The organism is Streptomyces sp. NPDC102437, from assembly GCF_044765565.1.
In the GTDB taxonomy this organism is placed as follows: domain Bacteria; phylum Actinomycetota; class Actinomycetes; order Streptomycetales; family Streptomycetaceae; genus Streptomyces.
Genome location: NZ_JBIWKI010000001.1, coordinates 156954 through 173544, shown reverse-complemented (window position 1 = coordinate 173544; position 16591 = coordinate 156954). Strand labels below are relative to the sequence as shown.

Annotated in this window: 15 protein-coding genes; 1 reads left to right on the top strand and 14 read right to left on the bottom strand. The window is 69.7% G+C overall.

Annotation, left to right across the window (positions count from 1 at the left end; genetic code table 11):
* Window positions 1-96: 96 nt before the first annotated feature.
* On the top strand, window positions 97-1212 hold the full coding sequence (locus ACIRJP_RS00770; RefSeq protein WP_404166765.1) for a glycerate kinase: 1116 nt from the start codon (window positions 97-99) through the stop codon (window positions 1210-1212).
* Between the two features lie 63 nt (window positions 1213-1275).
* Here the strand turns inward: ACIRJP_RS00770 and ACIRJP_RS00765 are convergent, their stop codons facing one another.
* The 14 genes from ACIRJP_RS00765 to ACIRJP_RS00700 form a co-directional block, all read right to left on the bottom strand.
* Window positions 1276-1779 (bottom strand): SRPBCC family protein, encoded by a 504-nt coding sequence (locus ACIRJP_RS00765; protein WP_404166763.1) that lies wholly within the window; start codon window positions 1777-1779, stop codon window positions 1276-1278.
* A 128-nt stretch (window positions 1780-1907) separates the two neighbouring features.
* Window positions 1908-2846, bottom strand: coding sequence for an MASE1 domain-containing protein (locus ACIRJP_RS00760; RefSeq protein WP_404166761.1), 939 nt, complete (start codon window positions 2844-2846; stop codon window positions 1908-1910).
* Between the two features lie 111 nt (window positions 2847-2957).
* A complete protein-coding gene (locus ACIRJP_RS00755; RefSeq protein WP_404166759.1) occupies window positions 2958-3803 on the bottom strand; it encodes a PP2C family protein-serine/threonine phosphatase in 846 nt (281 codons plus the stop codon).
* A gap of 377 nt (window positions 3804-4180) precedes the next feature.
* Window positions 4181-4579, bottom strand: a complete 399-nt coding sequence (locus ACIRJP_RS00750) for a DUF6221 family protein (protein WP_404166757.1) — start codon at window positions 4577-4579, stop codon at window positions 4181-4183.
* Window positions 4580-4761: 182 nt separating this feature from the next.
* Entirely contained in the window at window positions 4762-5619 is an 858-nt protein-coding gene (gene pssA, locus ACIRJP_RS00745) for a CDP-diacylglycerol--serine O-phosphatidyltransferase (RefSeq protein WP_202553726.1), read from the bottom strand.
* On the bottom strand, window positions 5606-6253 hold the full coding sequence (locus ACIRJP_RS00740) for a phosphatidylserine decarboxylase (protein ID WP_266728445.1): 648 nt from the start codon (window positions 6251-6253) through the stop codon (window positions 5606-5608). Before ACIRJP_RS00740 ends, pssA begins: the two co-directional genes overlap by 14 nt.
* A 181-nt stretch (window positions 6254-6434) precedes the next feature.
* Window positions 6435-7640 (bottom strand): acyl-CoA dehydrogenase family protein, encoded by a 1206-nt coding sequence (locus tag ACIRJP_RS00735; RefSeq protein ID WP_404166754.1) that lies wholly within the window; start codon window positions 7638-7640, stop codon window positions 6435-6437.
* 2 nt (window positions 7641-7642) lie between these two features.
* Complete coding sequence (locus ACIRJP_RS00730) at window positions 7643-8170, bottom strand: MaoC family dehydratase (RefSeq protein WP_351258097.1); 528 nt, start codon at window positions 8168-8170, stop codon at window positions 7643-7645.
* A 2-nt stretch (window positions 8171-8172) separates the two neighbouring features.
* Window positions 8173-9135 (bottom strand): HpcH/HpaI aldolase/citrate lyase family protein, encoded by a 963-nt coding sequence (locus ACIRJP_RS00725; protein ID WP_404166752.1) that lies wholly within the window; start codon window positions 9133-9135, stop codon window positions 8173-8175.
* Window positions 9132-11144, bottom strand: a complete 2013-nt coding sequence (locus tag ACIRJP_RS00720) for a protein meaA (RefSeq protein WP_404166750.1) — start codon at window positions 11142-11144, stop codon at window positions 9132-9134. The genes ACIRJP_RS00725 and ACIRJP_RS00720 overlap by 4 nt, the downstream gene beginning before the upstream one ends.
* Before the next feature lies 1 nt (window position 11145).
* Window positions 11146-12483 carry a crotonyl-CoA carboxylase/reductase gene (gene ccrA, locus ACIRJP_RS00715; protein WP_404166748.1) on the bottom strand — a complete coding sequence of 446 codons (1338 nt, stop codon included), beginning with the start codon at window positions 12481-12483 and terminating at the stop codon, window positions 11146-11148.
* Between the two features lie 365 nt (window positions 12484-12848).
* On the bottom strand, window positions 12849-13643 hold the full coding sequence (locus ACIRJP_RS00710) for a GNAT family N-acetyltransferase (RefSeq protein ID WP_404166746.1): 795 nt from the start codon (window positions 13641-13643) through the stop codon (window positions 12849-12851).
* A gap of 89 nt (window positions 13644-13732) precedes the next feature.
* Complete coding sequence (locus tag ACIRJP_RS00705; RefSeq protein ID WP_351258081.1) at window positions 13733-14548, bottom strand: TetR family transcriptional regulator; 816 nt, start codon at window positions 14546-14548, stop codon at window positions 13733-13735.
* Window positions 14549-14802: 254 nt separating this feature from the next.
* A complete protein-coding gene (locus ACIRJP_RS00700; RefSeq protein WP_404166744.1) occupies window positions 14803-16584 on the bottom strand; it encodes a 3-hydroxyacyl-CoA dehydrogenase family protein in 1782 nt (593 codons plus the stop codon).
* Between the last annotated feature and the right edge of the window lie 7 nt (window positions 16585-16591).

Below are 16591 nucleotides of genomic sequence, written 5' to 3'. Positions count from 1 at the left end.
CCGCTCTGGGCAGCGGGTATCCGCTGCGGATAGGGTCGGGGGCGGCGCGACTGCCTGTTCGAGAGCAAGGGATGCAAGGTGGCGGACGGAGCAGTGATGGAGACCGCACGCGTGCTCGTCGCGGCGGACAAGTTCAAGGGCTCGCTCACGGCCGTACAGGTCGCTCAGCGGGTGACGGCCGGGCTGCGGCGGGTCGTCCCCGACGTGCGGGTCGAGACCCTGCCCGTGGCGGACGGCGGCGACGGCACGGTGGCGGCGGCGGTGGCCGCCGGATTCGAGCGCCGCGAGGCGCGGGTGACCGGGCCGCTCGGCGATCCGGTGATCGCGGCGTACGCGCTGCGCGGCAACACGGCGGTGGTGGAGATGGCCGAGGCGTCGGGCCTCCAGCACCTGCCCGCAGGAGTGTTCGCCCCGCTCACGGCGACGACGTACGGCTCCGGCGAGCTGCTCGCCGCCGCGCTCGACGCGGGTGCCCGGACGATCGTGTTCGGCGTCGGCGGCAGCGCTACGACGGACGGCGGCGCGGGCATGCTGGCCGCGCTGGGCGCCCGTTTCCTGGACGCGGACGGCAAGCCGGTGGGCCCCGGTGGCGGCGGCCTGGCCGACCTGGCGGAGGCGGACCTTTCCGGCCTCGATCCGCGACTGGCCGATGTGGACCTGATCCTCGCCAGCGACGTGGACAACCCGCTGACGGGCCCGAAGGGTGCCCCCGAGGTCTACGGCAGGCAGAAGGGCGCGACCGAGGACGACATCGCGACGCTCGACGCGGCGCTCGCCCACTACGCGTCCGTCCTCGGCCCGGATCATGCCGCGCTGCCGGGAGCGGGAGCGGCGGGCGGCATCGGCTACGGGGCGCTGGTCGCCCTCGGCGCCCGGTTCCGCCCCGGCATCGAGGTCATGCTCGACGTCCTCGGCTTCGCCCCGGCGCTGGCGCGCGCCACGCTGGTGATCACCGGTGAGGGCTCGCTCGACGAGCAGACCCTCCACGGCAAGGCCCCGGCGGGAGTGGCGGCGGCGGCCCGCGCCGCGGGGATCGAGGTCGTGGCGGTCTGCGGCCGCCTGGCCCTGCCGCCGGAGGCGCTGACCGCGGCGGGCATCCGCCGTGCGTACGCCCTCGCGGACCTGGAGCCGGACCCTGCGGTCTCCATGGCCCAGGCGGGGCCCCTGCTGGAGCGGGCGTCCGAGTCGATCGCGCGCGACTTCCTGCTGTAGCTCCGTGACCTGCTCCGGTGGCCGGGCGGTGCGTCGATCCGATGCCCGCCCGGTGGCCGTAGATCAGCCCGGCGACCCCACCGAGGGCGCCGCGTCCCAGCCGTCCCCCGTACCCTCTGCCGCCCCGCCCCCGCGGCTCAGCAGCTCGGACAGACTCTGGAGCTCCGAAGGCAGGTCCCGGCGCCAGGCCATCGTCACGAACGGCGCGAGAAGTATCATGCCGCCGTCCAGATGGGGCTTGACCGAGACGGTGACCGTCGTACCGAGCCCGCTCGGACTCAGCCGGAACTCCAGCTCCGGGGAGTGGCGGCCCAGTGGCGTCCACATGCCCGCACCGCGGAAGACGAGGTACTCGACGGGAGAGCTCGCGGTGCACCGCAGGCGGTGCGCCCGTCGTCTGCCCGGAAACTTGCAGGTGTACTCGTCACCCAGCTCGGCGGCGACCGGGCCCTCTATCACCCGGTCTATGCTCGATGACCACTCAGCCAGGTTCCGCGGATCCCGGAGGAACGAGAAGACCTCGTCGGCGGGGCGGGACACATGGACATTCGCAGACACATGGGGCATGGCTCCACCTCTTACGGCGCCCGTCCGCCTGAATTTCGGCTTCCGGTTGCCCTCGTCGCGGTGCCGTCGCCCCTCAGCCTGCTGCCGATCGCGGGCCCGCGCACCCGTCGCTGGGCCGATGGAGTGACTCAGAGGTCCTGACGGGTGACCTTCTCGGAGAGCTGCGCACAGAGCCGCTTGATCTCGCGGTAGGTGCGGTTCCGTTCGGCGACGACGGCGGCCAGCAGCAGAGAGACGAGCGCGGTGGTTCCGATGAACGCCTGAAGGGTGATCATGTTGGTCAGCAGGCCGTGGTGGGCGAAGGGGCCGGTCATCCGTCCTGCGGCCAGGATCGCGAGCGTGGAGACGCCCAGCGCGCAGCAGGCGGCCCCGGCCCGCTCGAAGCGGAAGGCGGCCCAGATCAGGAACGGGGAGACGAGGAAGAGCAGCGAGGCGCTGGTGTCGGTCGCCACCACGGTGACGGCCGCGGTGCATACCCCCAGCGCGGCGGCCTCCGCCCACCTCGCCGGGTTGATGGTGTGCGGCAGGCGGGCGTTGCGCACGGCGAGCAGGAACGGTGTCACGACCATGACGCCCATGGCGTCGCCCGTCCACCAGACCGACCAGGTCTGCCAGAACTCCTCGCTCGGGAGCGCCCCCGAGACGACCAGGGCGCCGGTGCCCACCGTCGCGCTGATCAGCATGCCCGCCAGCGCCCCCAGGAAGACCAGCGCCAGCGCGTCCCGCAACCGGTCGAGTTCGTTGCGGAATCCCGCACGCCGCAGCATCAGGTACGAACAGATGGGGGCGACCGTGTTTCCGGCGGCGATGAACAGTACGGGCAGCGGCGAGGGCCCGATGAGGAGGTTGACGGCGAGTGCGCCGAGGGCGATGCCGGGCCAGATCCGCACCCCGAACACCAGCAGCGCCGCGACCGCGATCCCGGTCGGCGGCCACAGCGGGGTGACCTGGCCGCGCACCAGTTGCTGGAGCAGTCCCAGACGGGCTGTCGCGTAGTAGCAGGCCGCCACCGCGAGGACCGTCAGGACTTCGACCGTGTGTTGTCGGAGCCGCGCTCTGTCCACCATTCCAGCATCGGACACCAAGCGGCTGCGTGCCGCCGGGGCGGACACGCCGGTAGCACGGCGGCGAAGTCGGCGAATGAGCCGTCCCGGGCCCCGCCCGGGTACGCGAACGGGTCAGGCGCCGTCCACCGGCCCGGTCGTCCCCGACGGACCGTCGTAGCGGACGACGAGCACGGCGGCGTCGTCCTCGTGACCGGTCAGGTCCGCCACCTGGAGCACCCGCGTGGCCAGCTCGCCGGGGTCGACCCCGCCGGCCGCGGCGACCACCTCCGTCACCGCGGCGAGCCCCTCGTCGATCGGGTACGACGGCCCCTCCACGACCCCGTCGGTCAGCAGGACCAGATACCCGGGGCGCGCGAGCCGCCGACGGGTCACGGGGTACCACTGGTCGTGCAGGATGCCCAGCGGCACCCCGCCCTCGTCCTGGGAGATGCCGGAGTCGCCGTCGTCGGTGCCCCATACGAGCGGCACGTGTCCGGCCCGTGCCACGGACAGCTCGCCGCTCTGCGGGGTGACGCTCAGCAGGCAGCAGGTCGTGAACAGGTCGCCGCCCAGCGAGATCAGCAGATCATTGGCGCAGGCCAGCACCGTGCCGGGGTCGGTCGTGACGCTGGCGAGCGCCCTGAGGCTGGCGCGGGCCTCACCCATGAACGCGGCGGCCTCCACCCCGTGCCCCTGTACGTCGCCGATGGTGATCCCCGCGACCCCGTCCCGCATGGGGAACGCGTCGTAGAAGTCGCCACCGACGGCCATGCCGTCCTGCGAGGGCGCGTACCGGGCCGCGATCCGGATGCCTGGGAAGTCGGGCAGTTCGGTGGGGAGCATGTGCCGCTGCAGGGCCAGGCCCATTTCCGCGCGGGCGCGCTGGAGCCTGATGTTCTCCAGGGCCTGATCGACAAGGCGCCCAAGAGTGAGAAGGAGCTCCTGGGTGTTGTCCGATGTGCTGCGGTGTCGGTGCATGGCGTCCCTGCACGATGCGATGCGATGCGATGCGCTCCTTCTGAAACCTTAGCCCTCCCGCAGCCATCCGCAGCCGGGCCCGTGGCCGGGACATGGAGCCGAGGCGGTGGTAGGGCGAGGTCCAGCGCCTGGAGCGCGCACACATCGCAGATGCCCTCCAGTCCCTCACCGACGGCGAGGCGGCAGCGGCCGGCATTCATGAACGAGGTGCACACTGCCGTGCTCGTCACCGGCGTCCTCTGCCTGCTGGGAGCCGTACTCGCGGCGGCGGAGTCCGGGGCATCTCCCGGGACGCCGGGCACTGAGCGGAAGGCGACCTCGCACAGTCGGCGGCGACCGCAGCGAACGCCCCCGCGGGGCGGCCGCGGCGGTCGCCGCTACTGGATGAACCGGGGGAGCCACCTGGCCCGGTACCCGGGGTGGCCGGCGTGTTCCGCGGCCAGCTGCCGGACGGCGAACCCCAGCCCGACGGCCCGGCCGGACCCGAAGTCGTGATCGGGGCGGTCGGTGTCCAGGCCGGAGATTTCCTCGTACTCGTCGAGGAGCACCCTGCTCGTCTCGATGCGGCGCAGCGTACGCGCCGGGTCCTGGAACGCGATGTGCTGGTCGAAACCGAGATTCCGCACGCTGAACGCGATGCCCCCGGACCGGTCGTGGACTTCGCCGGGAACGTCGGCCGGACACCGCCAGCTGTCGCTGCCCGCCGCCTGCGCGATGAGCTCCTCCTCGGCGAGGCGCGCCCGTACGAAGTCGATCATGTCGGAGTTGTCTGTCATCGGGTTCCGAGTCCTTCGTCATCAAGGCCTGGTATCCGGGGACGGCGCCCGTCAGCCGGTTGGGCCCCAACATACTGGGCGGAGCCTCACGGCCGCGCGGACCACGGCCGTGAGCCCCTCGGATGCGGAAGGACCCGGGTGCTGGGGAGCACCCGGGTCCTTCTCATGTGTCTTGCGTGCCGCTACGGCAGCTGCGCGGTCCGTGCCTCGCGCCGGTTGTCACGGAAGGTGTTCACCCGCCGTGCCGTCGCGAAGAGCGGGATGACCGCTCCCAGGACCACCTGCAGCGCACAGCCGGTCTGGAGGAGCAGCTGGCCGCCGGGGGCGTCGAACGCCCACGCGGCGAGGAGCCCCATCGCGGCTACGATCCAGCTGAGCATCGCCACCGCGAGGACACCCCGCGGCTTCGGGTACTCGACCCGGCTGACCATCAGCCACGCCACTCCGACGATCGCGAGCAGCGTCGGCACGAAGGGCAGCTCCAGGAGCACGATCGAGACGACCGTGAGCGCTCCGAAGGGGCTCGGCATGCCCTGGAACATGCCGTCCTTCATGGTCACGCAGGAGAATCTCGCAAGCCTGAGCACCACCGCCAGCAGCACCACGATGGCCGCCAGCGCAGAGACCCGCTGGTGTGCGTCGTCCGCGACCATGCCGTACACGAGGACGAAGTACGCCGGGGCGAGCCCGAAGCTGATCAGGTCCGAGAGGTTGTCCAGCTCGGCACCCATCGGCGAGGAGCGCAGCTTGCGCGCCACGAGCCCGTCGAAGAGGTCGAAGACCGCCGCGAGGAGCATCAGGATCACGGCGGTGGCCGCGGAGTGCCGGGCCATGCCGCTCTCGTCGCTGCCCGTGAGGTGCGGGATCAGGATTCCGGTGGTGGTGAAGTACACCGCCATGAAACCGCACGTGGCGTTGCCGAGAGTCAGGGTGTCCGCTATCGACAGCCGCAGAGAGAGCGGCATGTCCTCGCCGGCGTCCTCCTCGGACTCCGACTCGGGCACCCAGCCTGCCTGTGTGTCGGGATCAATCACGGTCAATTCGAGTCACCCCCGCGGTGGTGGCCTGGCCGACCTCGACCGCGACCTCGACACCTTCCGGAAGGTAGATGTCGACCCGGGAGCCGAAGCGGATCAGACCGATGCGCTCGCCCTGCTCCACCTTCGTGCCCTGCGGGATGTACGGGACGATGCGCCGGGCGACCGCACCCGCGATCTGCACCATCTCGATGTCGCCGAGCTCGGTGTCGAAGTGCCAGACGACGCGCTCGTTGTTCTCGCTCTCCTTGTTGAATGCCGGAACGAACCCGCCGGGGACGTGCTCGACCGAGGTCACCGTGCCGGCCAGGGGCGCACGGTTGACGTGAACATTCAGCGGGCTCATGAAGATCGCGACGCGGGTGCGCCCGTCCTTCCACGGCATGATGCTCTGCACCACACCGTCGGCCGGCGAAATGACGCGACCCTGGGTGATCTCGCGCTCGGGGTCGCGGAAGAACCACAGCATGCCCGCCGCGAGCGCGGTGGTGGGCACGGCCACCGCGGCCCAGCGTCCGGACTTGCGGGCCCGGGAGAGGCTGAGCGCCGCGGTGGCGACGGTCGGGAGGAGCCACGGCGAAGCTCCGCGCGCAAGGCGGACTCCGCCGCGTGGTGCAGAGGTTTGGCTGTCGGGCATGGATGACCTTCGTAGCGGATGATGCCGCGCTGGCAACGGGGGACGGCGGCTTTTCCGGCGATGTTATCGGTTGCGAGCAACAACTGGGCAAGCCAGCAGCCGAGTCGGACGGTTGGAAGGCACCGGCCGAGGGTGACAGGGTGTGATCTTCTTCGCGGCTAAATCGCCTTGAAAGGGACAATCACCCCTGGAACCGGTACTCCTCGAGGAGTCGGCGCCCGATGATCATTTTCTGGATCTCGGCGGTACCTTCACCGATAAGCAGCATCGGGGCCTCCCGGTAGAGGCGCTCGATCTCGTACTCCTTGGAGAAGCCGTAACCGCCGTGGATGCGGAAGGCGTCCTCGACGACTTCCTTGCAGTACTCGGAGGCGAGGTACTTCGCCATCCCTGCCTCCAGGTCATTTCGTTCCCCGGAGTCCTTTTTGCGCGCTGCATTTACCATCATCGCATGGGCGGCTTCCACCTTGGTGGCCATTTCGGCCAGCTTGAACTGGATCGCCTGGTGCTGGGCGATCGGCTTTCCGAAGGTCTGCCGCTGCTGGGCGTAGGAAACGCCGAGCTCGAATGCACGCTGTGCCACACCGCAGCCACGCGCCGCCACATTCACCCGGCCGACCTCGACGCCGTCCATCATTTGGTAAAACCCTCGGCCAGTGGTGCCGCCCAACGCTCGATTGGCCGGAATTCGTAGCCCGTCCATGATGAGTTCGGTCGTGTCGACACCCTTGTAACCCATTTTGTCGATTTTGCCGGGAATGGTGAGGCCGGGCCGGACCTCGCCGAAACCGGGCTCCTTCTCCACCAGGAATGTGGTCATCGACTTGTGCGGGGCGGTCCCCTCGGGGTGGCCTTCGTCACTCCGGCACAGAACGGCGACGAGCGAGGACGTGCCACCGTTCGTCAGCCACATCTTCTGGCCGTCGAGAACATATTCCTCGCCGTCCCTGACGCCCTTGGAGGTGATCGCGGAGACGTCCGAGCCCAACGCCGGCTCGGACATCGAGAAAGCGCCCCGGACCTCGCCCAGCGCCATGCGCGGCAGGAAGGTGTCCTTCTGCTCCTGGGTGCCGTGCTGCTTGAGCATGTACGCCACGATGAAGTGCGTGTTGATGATTCCCGAAACGCTCATCCAGCCGCGGGCGATTTCCTCCACGCACAGCGCGTATGTGAGAAGCGACTCACCCAGGCCCCCGTACTCCTCGGGGATCATCAGCCCGAACAGGCCGAGTTCCTTGAGTCCCTCGACGATCTCGGTGGGGTACTCGTCACGGTGTTCCAGCTGGGTCGCGACCGGAATGATCTCCTTGTCGACGAAATCCCGGACCGTGGAGAGAATTTCCTGCTGGACGTCGGTGAGACCGGCGGTCTGGGCGAGTCGCGTCATGGCTACTTCTCCACGTTCTTCTGCGAAGGCTGGTTCAGCTCGGGGCGGCCCGGCTGCTCGCCGCCGCGCTCCTTGATGTACGTCTCGGTGGGGACCATCACCTTGCGGCGGAACACGCAGACCAGCGTGCCGTCCTGCTTGTACCCCTTGGTCTCCACGTAGACGATTCCGCGGTCGTTCTTCGACTTTGACGGAGTCTTGTCCAGAACCGTCGTCTCGCCGTAGATCGTGTCGCCGTGGAAGGTCGGCGCGACGTGCTTCAGCGACTCGACCTCGAGATTGGCGATCGCCTTTCCGGAGACGTCAGGAACGGACATGCCGAGCAACAGCGAGTAGATGTAGTTGCCGACGACAACGTTCTTCCCGAAATCCGTCGTCCGCTCCGCGTAGTTGCTGTCCATGTGCAACGGGTGATGATTCATGGTCAGCAGACAGAAGAGGTGGTCGTCGTACTCGGTGACCGTCTTCCCGGGCCAGTGCTTGTAGACCGCACCGACCTCGAACTCCTCGTAAGTGCGTCCGAACTGCATGATCAGGCCTCCGGCGCTTCGAACTTGGAGGTGCGCTGCATGCCGGCCGCTCGGCCCTTGCCCGCGATGACCAGGGCCATCTTGCGGCTCGCCTCGTCGATCATCTCGTCGCCCAGCATCGCCGAGCCCTTCTTGCCGCCCTCCTCGGAGGTGCACCACTCGTACGCGTCGAGGATCAGCTCGGCGTGGTCGTAGTCCTCCTGCGAGGGCGAGAACACCTCGTTGGCCGCGTCGACCTGACCCGGGTGCAGTACCCACTTGCCGTCGAAGCCCAGCGCCGCCGCCCGGCCCGCGACCTCGCGGTACGCGTCCACGTCACGGATCTGCAGGAAGGGGCCGTCGATCGCCTGGAGGTCGTGCGTACGTGCCGCCATCAGAATGCGCATCAGGATGTAGTGGTAGGCGTCCGCGCCGTAACCGGGCGGCTGCTGACCGACGACCAGGGTCTTCATGTTGATCGACGCCATGAAGTCGGCCGGGCCGAAGATCAGCGTCTCCAGGCGGGGCGAGGCGGCGGCGATGTCATCGATGTTGACGAGGCCCTTGGCGTTCTCGATCTGCGCCTCGATACCGATCTTCCCGACCTCGAAGCCCATCGTCTTCTCGATCTGGGTCAGCAGCAGGTCCAGCGCCATGACCTGCTGGGCGTCCTGGACCTTGGGCAGCATGATGCAGTCGAGGTTCTGGCCGGCGCCCTCGACGACCGTGATGACATCGCGGTACGTCCAGTGCGTGGTCCAGTCGTTCACCCGCACGACCCGGGTCTTGCCCGTCCAGTCACCGTCGTTCAGCGCGTCGACGATGGTGTGCCGGGCGCCCTCCTTGGCCAGCGGCGCGCAGGCGTCCTCCAGGTCCAGGAAGACCTGGTCGGCCGGGAGGCCCTGGGCCTTCTCCAGGAACCGCGGGTTCGAGCCGGGCACTGCCAGACATGAACGGCGTGGGCGCAGGCGGTTGACGGCAGTCATGCGGGGACCTCCAGAGGGTCGAGCTTGTTCGCTTTCCGGATCTCGTCGACGATACGGCCGATGATCTCCGTGATACCGAAATCCTTCGGGGTGAATACGGCGGCGACACCGGCCCCGATCAGGGCCGACGCGTCGGCGGGCGGAATGATCCCGCCCGCGATGACCGGGATGTCGGCGGCGCCCGCCTCGCGCAGCCGGGTGAGCACGTCCGGTACGAGCTCGGCGTGCGAGCCGGACAGGATCGACAGACCGACGCAGTGCACGTCCTCGGCGAGGGCGGCCGAGACGATCTGTTCGGGGGTCAGCCTGATCCCCTGGTAGACGACCTCGAAGCCGGCGTCACGGGCCCGTACGGCGATCTGCTCGGCGCCGTTGGAGTGCCCGTCCAGGCCCGGCTTGCCGACCAGCAGCCGCAGCCGCCCCGCGCCCAGGTCGGCCGCGGTGCGGGCGACCTTCTCGCGGACCAGGGCGAGCGGGGTGCCCGCCTCGGCGGTCACCGCGACCGGCGCGGACGAGACGCCCGTCGGGGCCCGGAACTCGCCGAAGACGTCGCGCAGCGCCCAGGACCACTCGCCGGTGGTGACACCCGCACGGGCGCACTCCACGGTCGCTTCCATCATGTTCTCGGTGCCCGCGGCGGCCTTCTTCAGCGCCGCCAGCGCCTCCGTGGCGCGGGCCTCGTCGCGGTTGTCGCGCCAGTCGTGCAGGGCGGCGACGACCCTGGCCTCGTTGGCGGGGTCGACCGTCATGATCGCCCCGTCGAGGTCCGCGGTGAGCGGGTTCGGCTCCGTCGTCTCGTAGATGTTGACGCCGACGATCTTCTCCTCGCCGCCCTCGATCCGGGCCCGGCGTGCGGCGTGCGAGGAGACCAGCTCGGACTTCAGATAGCCGGATTCGACGGCCGCCATGGCGCCGCCCATCCGCTCGATCCGGTCGATCTCGGCGAGCGACTCGGCGACCAGCTCGTCCACCTTGGCCTCGATGACGTGCGACCCGGCGAAGATGTCCTCGTACTCCAGCAGATCGCTCTCGTGCGCGAGCACCTGCTGGATGCGGAGCGACCACTGCTGGTCCCAGGGCCGGGGGAGCCCCAGAGCCTCGTTCCAGGCAGGCAGCTGGACGGCGCGGGCGCGGGCGTCCTTGGAGAGCGTGACGGCCAGCATCTCCAGGACGATGCGCTGGACGTTGTTCTCCGGCTGCGCCTCGGTCAGGCCGAGGGAGTTGACCTGGACGCCGTAGCGGAAGCGGCGCTGCTTGACGTCGGTGATGCCGTACCGCTCGCGGGTGATCCGGTCCCAGATGCGGCCGAAGGCGCGCATCTTGCACATCTCCTCGATGAAGCGGACGCCCGCGTTCACGAAGAAGGAGATCCGGGCGACGACATCGCCGAACTTCTCCTCGGGCACCTGTCCCGAGTCACGGACCGCGTCGAGCACGGCGATCGCCGTCGACATGGCGTACGCGATCTCCTGGACCGGAGTGGCCCCCGCCTCCTGCAGGTGGTAGCTGCAGATGTTGATCGGGTTCCACTTCGGGATGTGGTTGACCGTGTACGTGATCATGTCGGTGGTCAGCCGCAGCGAGGGACCGGGCGGGAAGACGTGCGTCCCGCGCGAGAGGTACTCCTTGACGATGTCGTTCTGCGTGGTGCCCTGGAGCCTGGTGGGATCGGCGCCCTGTTCCTCCGCGACCACCTGGTAGAGCGCCAGCAGCCACATCGCGGTGGCGTTGATCGTCATCGAGGTGTTCATCTGCTCCAGGGGGATGCCCTGGAACAGCCGGCGCATGTCACCGAGGTGCGACACCGGCACGCCGACCCGGCCGACCTCGCCGCGGGCGAGGATGTGGTCGGGGTCGTACCCGGTCTGCGTCGGCAGGTCGAAGGCGACCGACAGGCCGGTCTGGCCCTTGGCGAGGTTGCGCCGGTAGAGCTCGTTGGACGCCTCGGCGGTCGAGTGCCCGGCGTACGTCCGCATGAGCCACGGGCGGTCCTTCTGACGCCCACTCATGTCAGACGTTCCTGAAGCGGTTGATGGCGTCGATGTTCTGCTCGCGCAGTTCCTCGTTGCGCACTCCGAGCCCCTCGCGCGGGGCGAGCGCCAGCACGCCGACCTTGCCCTGGTGGAGGTTGCGGTGGACGTCGTACGCGGCCTGGCCGGTCTCCTCCAGCGAGTAGACCTTCGACAGCGTGGGGTGGATCTTGCCCTTGGCGACGAGCCGGTTGGCCTCCCACGCCTCGCGGTAGTTGGCGAAGTGCGAGCCCACGATCCGCTTCAGCGACATCCACAGGTAGCGGTTGTCGTACTCGTGGTTGTAACCGGAGGTGGAGGCGCAGGTGACGATCGTGCCGCCCTTGCGCGTGACGTAGACGGAGGCGCCGAAGGTCTCGCGGCCCGGGTGCTCGAAGACGATGTCGACGTCCTCGCCTCCGGTGAGTTCACGGATGCGCTTGCCGAAGCGCTTCCACTCGCGCGGGTCCTGGTTGTGCTCGTCCTTCCAGAACTTGTAGCCCTCGGCGTTACGATCGATGATCGCCTCGGCGCCCATCTTCCGGCAGATGTCGGCCTTCTGCTCGCTGGAGACGACGCAGATCGGGTTGGCGCCGCCGGCCAGCGCGAACTGCGTGGCGTACGAGCCGAGTCCGCCGCTGGCGCCCCAGATCAGCACATTGTCGCCCTGCTTCATCCCCGCGCCGTTGCGCGAGACGAGCTGACGGTACGCGGTGGAGTTGACCAGGCCCGGAACGGCGGCCTCCTCCCAGCTGAGGTGCTGAGGCTTCGGCATCAGCTGGTTGGACTTGACGAGCGCGATCTCCGCCAGGCCGCCGAAGTTGGTCTCGAAGCCCCAGATCCGCTGCTCGGGGTCGAGCATCGTGTCGTTGTGGCCGTCCGAGGACTCCAGCTCGACCGAGAGGCAGTGGGCGACGACCTCGTCGCCGGGGTGCCAGGCGTTGACGCCGGGACCGGTGCGCAGGACGACGCCCGCCAGGTCGGAACCGATGACGTGGTACGGCAGGTCGTGGCGCCTGGTGAGCTCGCTGAGCTTTCCGTAGCGCTCCAGGAAGCCGAAGGTGGACATCGGCTCGAAGATCGAGGTCCAGACGGAGTTGTAGTTCACCGAACTCGCCATGACGGCGACCAGGGCCTCGCCGGGCCCGAGTTCGGGTACCGGGACCTCGTCGAGGTGCAGCGACTTGCGGGGGTCCTTGTCGCGAGTGGCGAGCCCGTGGAACATCTCGGTCTCGTCCTTGTGCACGGTCACCGCGCGGTACGACTCGGGGATGGACAGGGCCGCGAAGTCCGCGGCTGTGCTGTCCTGCGATTGGATCGCGTCCAGGATTTCCTTCACGGGGTGCCTCCGGCGGATGGGGGCGCTGAGGGAACGCTTGCGATCCCTGCGAGCAGGAGAGGGAACGGGGTGGAGGTGCTGCCGTCGGTTCGGCTGTCAAAGCTTCGGCTTGCTCTGTGGAGCAGAAGGGTTTGCCTGTGACGCAGGCGTCCGGGCGCGCAGACAAATCGCTTGCGGGGACAGCCGGCGTACGTGAGTTCGCAGCACGCCGGCCGCCCGGACAACTTCAACGTATGGCACTCCGTGACACCTGGCAAGGCACTCGGTGCCAACAATTTCTCTCACTTGTCACCCGCCGGGCCCTTATGAGCAAGGAGAGAGGGGTTTCGTAGGCAGATGCCCCGTAAAATTCCGCGAATGATCGATCAGTGGGAGCGATACACATAGGGCGTCGTGGTGCTCAGCGCGAGGAATCCGAGCCGCTGGAGGATCGGGGCGCTCATGTCGCCGGCATCGACCTGAAGGTAGCCGTAGCCGCGCTCCGCCGCGATTTGGGCGCGGAAGGCCACCAGGGCCCGGTAGAGGCCCTTTCCGCGCCACGCCTCGACCGTGCCGCCGCCCCAGAGCCCCGCGAAGCCCGTGCCCCGGTACAGCTCCATCCGGGCCGAGCTCACCGGCTCGTCACCCGCCATGGCGAGCACGCCGACGAAACCGTCCGGGTCCTCGGCCAGCCGGGCCAGCACCTGATGCCGCAGTCGCGACCAGTCGGAGCCGAACGCCCGCTCATGGGCGCGGGCCATCAGCTCCACGTCGTCCGTGTCACGCACGGTCCGCAGTCGAACGCCGTCGGGGAGCGTCACCCGCGTCGAGAGTTCCGCGACCGGGGCGACCAGCAGGGTCTCCGGCTCCTCCGCCTCGAAACCGGCCGCCAGCAGCCGGCGGTCCAGATCGGCCGGCCGGTCGTGCGCGTACAGCTTCCACTCGAATTCGCCGTGTCCGAGCGCCGTGTAGTGCGCCACCTGGGACGCGATCACCGCGTCCGCCCTAGCGGGATCCAGGTCCGGGGCCGACCAGACGACACCGTTCCAGTCGTCGGCCGCGCCGACCTGCCGAACGACGTCGCCGGTGCGCTCCACCCGGACGCCGGGGCCGTCGGGGCGGGCGTGCTCGCGCACCTCGCGGTCGAAGAGGGCCAGCAGCTTTTCGTGATGATGGTTCATCCGCTCACCACAACACCGGTGAGCGGGCCGGGCAACCAGGTTTCGGCGCGGGCCGGGGCGGGGGCGTGCCCGCCCCGGCCCGCGCCCGTTCAGCGGTCCTGGAGCGCCTGCTGGATCGTGCGCATCACTTCGTCGAGCGGTGCGTCGGTCCGCGCCACGGCGACCAGCACCTCGCCCTGGGAGGCCACCGAAGCGGCGGGCTGCTTCGCGGGCTCGGCGCCGACGGTCCGGCCGGCCCCGATGCCGCTCCCGAAGGTGTCGCGGACGATCGCGAAGGCGTGGTCGAGCTGCGCCTCCACGTCGCCCTCGCCGCCCGCCCGCAGCCAGCGGCGCAGGACGTGGTTGTGCGCGGTGACCACGGCGGACGCCGCGACCTCCGCCAGCAGCGGGTCGTCGTTGCCGACATGGTGGTCGCGCTCGTCGAAATGGCCCAGCAGATAGCGGGTGAACAGCCGCTCGTAGCGGGCCACCGAGGCGATCTCCGCCTCGCGCAGGGTGGGGACCTCGCGGGTCAGTTTGTAACGGGCCACGGAGACCGCGGGCTTTGCCGCGTACATCTTCATGACTTCCTTGATGCCGCGGCAGACGGTGTCGAGGGGGTGCTCGTGCGCCGGTGCGGCATTGAGGACGGCCTCGGCCCTGACGAGGGTGTCGTCGTGGTCCGGGAAGATCGCCTCTTCCTTGGAGCGGAAGTGCCGGAAGAAGGTCCGCCGGGCGACCCCGGCGGCGCCCGCGATCTCGTCGACCGTCGTCGCTTCGTACCCCTTCGTGGCGAAGAGTTCCATCGCCGCGGCGGCCAGTTCACGGCGCATTTTGAGCCGTTGGGCGGCGGCGCGCGTGCCGGCGGCACTTTCCTGTGCGTCGGGTGCGGCGGAGACACGGGGGGACCTGGCGGGCTGGGACATGGTGTGAACGTACTGCATCGGGTCGGGGGAGTGCGCCCGTGGGGGCGGGCCGTCCGAAGGATCGAGCAGCCCGCCCCAACCGGCACCTTTCCCAGCGGGCCCGGCAGCGGGCTTCGCGGCGTCGCGGGGCTGGGGTGCGCGCCTCGCCGCGTTGTCGTCAATCACCATGGCTCCGCCATGCCTCAATCCTCCGCCTTGCGATGCACGCGCCCCAGCCCCGCTCCTTCACCCGCGCTGCCCACTGCCGAGCCCGCTCAGCGCCGGGCATACTCGCGGAAGCCGCGCCCCGTCTTGCGGCCGAGGCAGCCGGCGGCCACCAGGTGTTCGAGCAGCGGCGCCGGGGCCAGGCCCGGGTCGCGGAACTCGCCGTGCAGCACCTTCTCGATGGCCAGCGAGACATCGAGACCGACGACGTCGAGCAGTTCGAACGGGCCCATCGGGTAGCCGCCGCCCAGCTTCATCGCCGCGTCGATGTCGTCGAGTGTCGCGTAGTGTTCCTCGACCATCTTGATCGCGTTGTTGAGGTACGGGAACAGCAGCGCGTTCACGATGAAACCGGCCCGGTCCCCGCAGTCCACCGGGTGCTTGCGGACCTTTGCGCACACCTCGCGGACGGTGGCGTGGACGTCGTCGGCGGTGAGCACCGTACGGACCACCTCGACCAGCTTCATCGCCGGCGCCGGGTTGAAGAAGTGCATCCCGATCACGTCCTCGGGACGCGAGGTGGCCCGCGCGATCGCGACGACCGGCAGCGACGAGGTGGTGGTGGCGAGCACGGCGCCCGGCTTGCAGACCTTGTCCAGGGTCCCGAACAGCTGTTGCTTGACCGCGAGGTCCTCGGCGACGGCCTCCACCGCGAGGTCGACATCGGCGAAGGCGTCCAGCGAACCGGCCGCGGTGATCCGGGCCAGGGCCGCGTCCCGCGCCTCGGCCGTCAGCCGCCCCTTGGTGACGGAGCGCTCCAGCGACTTGGCGATCCGGCCCTTCGCGGTGTCCGCCTTCTCCCGGCCGCGGGCGGCGAGCACCACGTCGTACCCGGCCTTCGCGAAGACCTCGGCGATGCCCGAGGCCATCGTCCCGGAGCCCGCGACACCCACCGAACGCACCGTGCGCCCGGCCGACGCCGACCCGTCGTCGCCCGGCGTCAGCGCGTCCGGCACCACGGTCTGGCTGCCGGGCCCCTCGTACGTGTAGAAGCCGCGGCCCGCCTTGCGGCCGGTCAGCCCCGCCTCGCTCAGCTGCCTGAGCACCGGCGCCGGGGCGTGCAGGCGGTCGTGCGACTCGGCGTACATCGCCTCCAGCACGGTACGGGCGGTGTCGATCCCGATCAGGTCGAGCAGGGCGAGCGGACCCATCGGCAGACCGCAGCCGAGCTTCATCGCCGCGTCGATGTCCTCCCGGGAGGCGTAATTGGCCTCGTACATCGCGGCGGCCTGGTTGAGGTAGCCGAACAGCAGGCCGTCGGCGACGAAGCCCGGCCGGTCGCCGACCGCGACCGGCTCCTTGCCCAGGCTGCGGGCGAGCGCGGTGACGGCCTCGACAGCCGGCGGCGCGGTCAGCACCGAGGACACCACCTCGACCAGCTTCATCGCGGGCGCCGGGTTGAAGAAGTGCAGGCCGAGCACGCGCTCCGGACGCAGCGACTCGGCGGCCAGCCGGGTCACCGACAGGGCGTTGGTGCCGGTCGCCAGGATCGTGGTGGGGGAGACGATCGCGTCGAGCTCCCGGAAGACCTGCTGCTTGATCTCGTACGACTCGGGCACGACCTCGATGACGAGCTCCGCCTCCGCGGCGGCCCGCAAGTCGGCAAAGGTGCGGAAACGGGCGAGGGCGTCCCCCCGCTCCTCCTCGGTGATCCGCTCGCGCCGCACGGCGCGGGCGGTCGCGGCTTCCAGGGCGGCGACGGCCCGGCGGGCGGCCTCGTCGCTGATGTCGATGCCGATGACTTCGTGGCCGGCGCGGGCCAGGACCTCGGCGATGCCGGTGCCCATGGTGCCGAGACCGACGACGGCGATGGTGCTGAGCGGGATGTCCATCACGGGA

What these genes read in the sequence shown, in the direction of transcription:
- ACIRJP_RS00770 (WP_404166765.1), top strand. Translation starts at nt 97, where the DNA reads ATGGAGACCGCACGCGTGCTCGTCGCGGCGGACAAGTTCAAGGGCTCG.
- ACIRJP_RS00765 (WP_404166763.1), bottom strand. Translation starts at nt 1,779, where the DNA reads ATGCCCCATGTGTCTGCGAATGTCCATGTGTCCCGCCCCGCCGACGAG.
- ACIRJP_RS00760 (WP_404166761.1), bottom strand. Translation starts at nt 2,846, where the DNA reads ATGGTGGACAGAGCGCGGCTCCGACAACACACGGTCGAAGTCCTGACG.
- ACIRJP_RS00755 (WP_404166759.1), bottom strand. Translation starts at nt 3,803, where the DNA reads ATGCACCGACACCGCAGCACATCGGACAACACCCAGGAGCTCCTTCTC.
- ACIRJP_RS00750 (WP_404166757.1), bottom strand. Translation starts at nt 4,579, where the DNA reads ATGACAGACAACTCCGACATGATCGACTTCGTACGGGCGCGCCTCGCC.
- ACIRJP_RS00740 (WP_266728445.1), bottom strand. Translation starts at nt 6,253, where the DNA reads ATGCCCGACAGCCAAACCTCTGCACCACGCGGCGGAGTCCGCCTTGCG.
- ACIRJP_RS00735 (WP_404166754.1), bottom strand. Translation starts at nt 7,640, where the DNA reads ATGACGCGACTCGCCCAGACCGCCGGTCTCACCGACGTCCAGCAGGAA.
- ACIRJP_RS00730 (WP_351258097.1), bottom strand. Translation starts at nt 8,170, where the DNA reads ATGCAGTTCGGACGCACTTACGAGGAGTTCGAGGTCGGTGCGGTCTAC.
- ACIRJP_RS00725 (WP_404166752.1), bottom strand. Translation starts at nt 9,135, where the DNA reads ATGACTGCCGTCAACCGCCTGCGCCCACGCCGTTCATGTCTGGCAGTG.
- ACIRJP_RS00720 (WP_404166750.1), bottom strand. Translation starts at nt 11,144, where the DNA reads ATGAGTGGGCGTCAGAAGGACCGCCCGTGGCTCATGCGGACGTACGCC.
- ACIRJP_RS00710 (WP_404166746.1), bottom strand. Translation starts at nt 13,643, where the DNA reads ATGAACCATCATCACGAAAAGCTGCTGGCCCTCTTCGACCGCGAGGTG.
- ACIRJP_RS00705 (WP_351258081.1), bottom strand. Translation starts at nt 14,548, where the DNA reads ATGTCCCAGCCCGCCAGGTCCCCCCGTGTCTCCGCCGCACCCGACGCA.
- ACIRJP_RS00700 (WP_404166744.1), bottom strand. Translation starts at nt 16,584, where the DNA reads ATGGACATCCCGCTCAGCACCATCGCCGTCGTCGGTCTCGGCACCATG.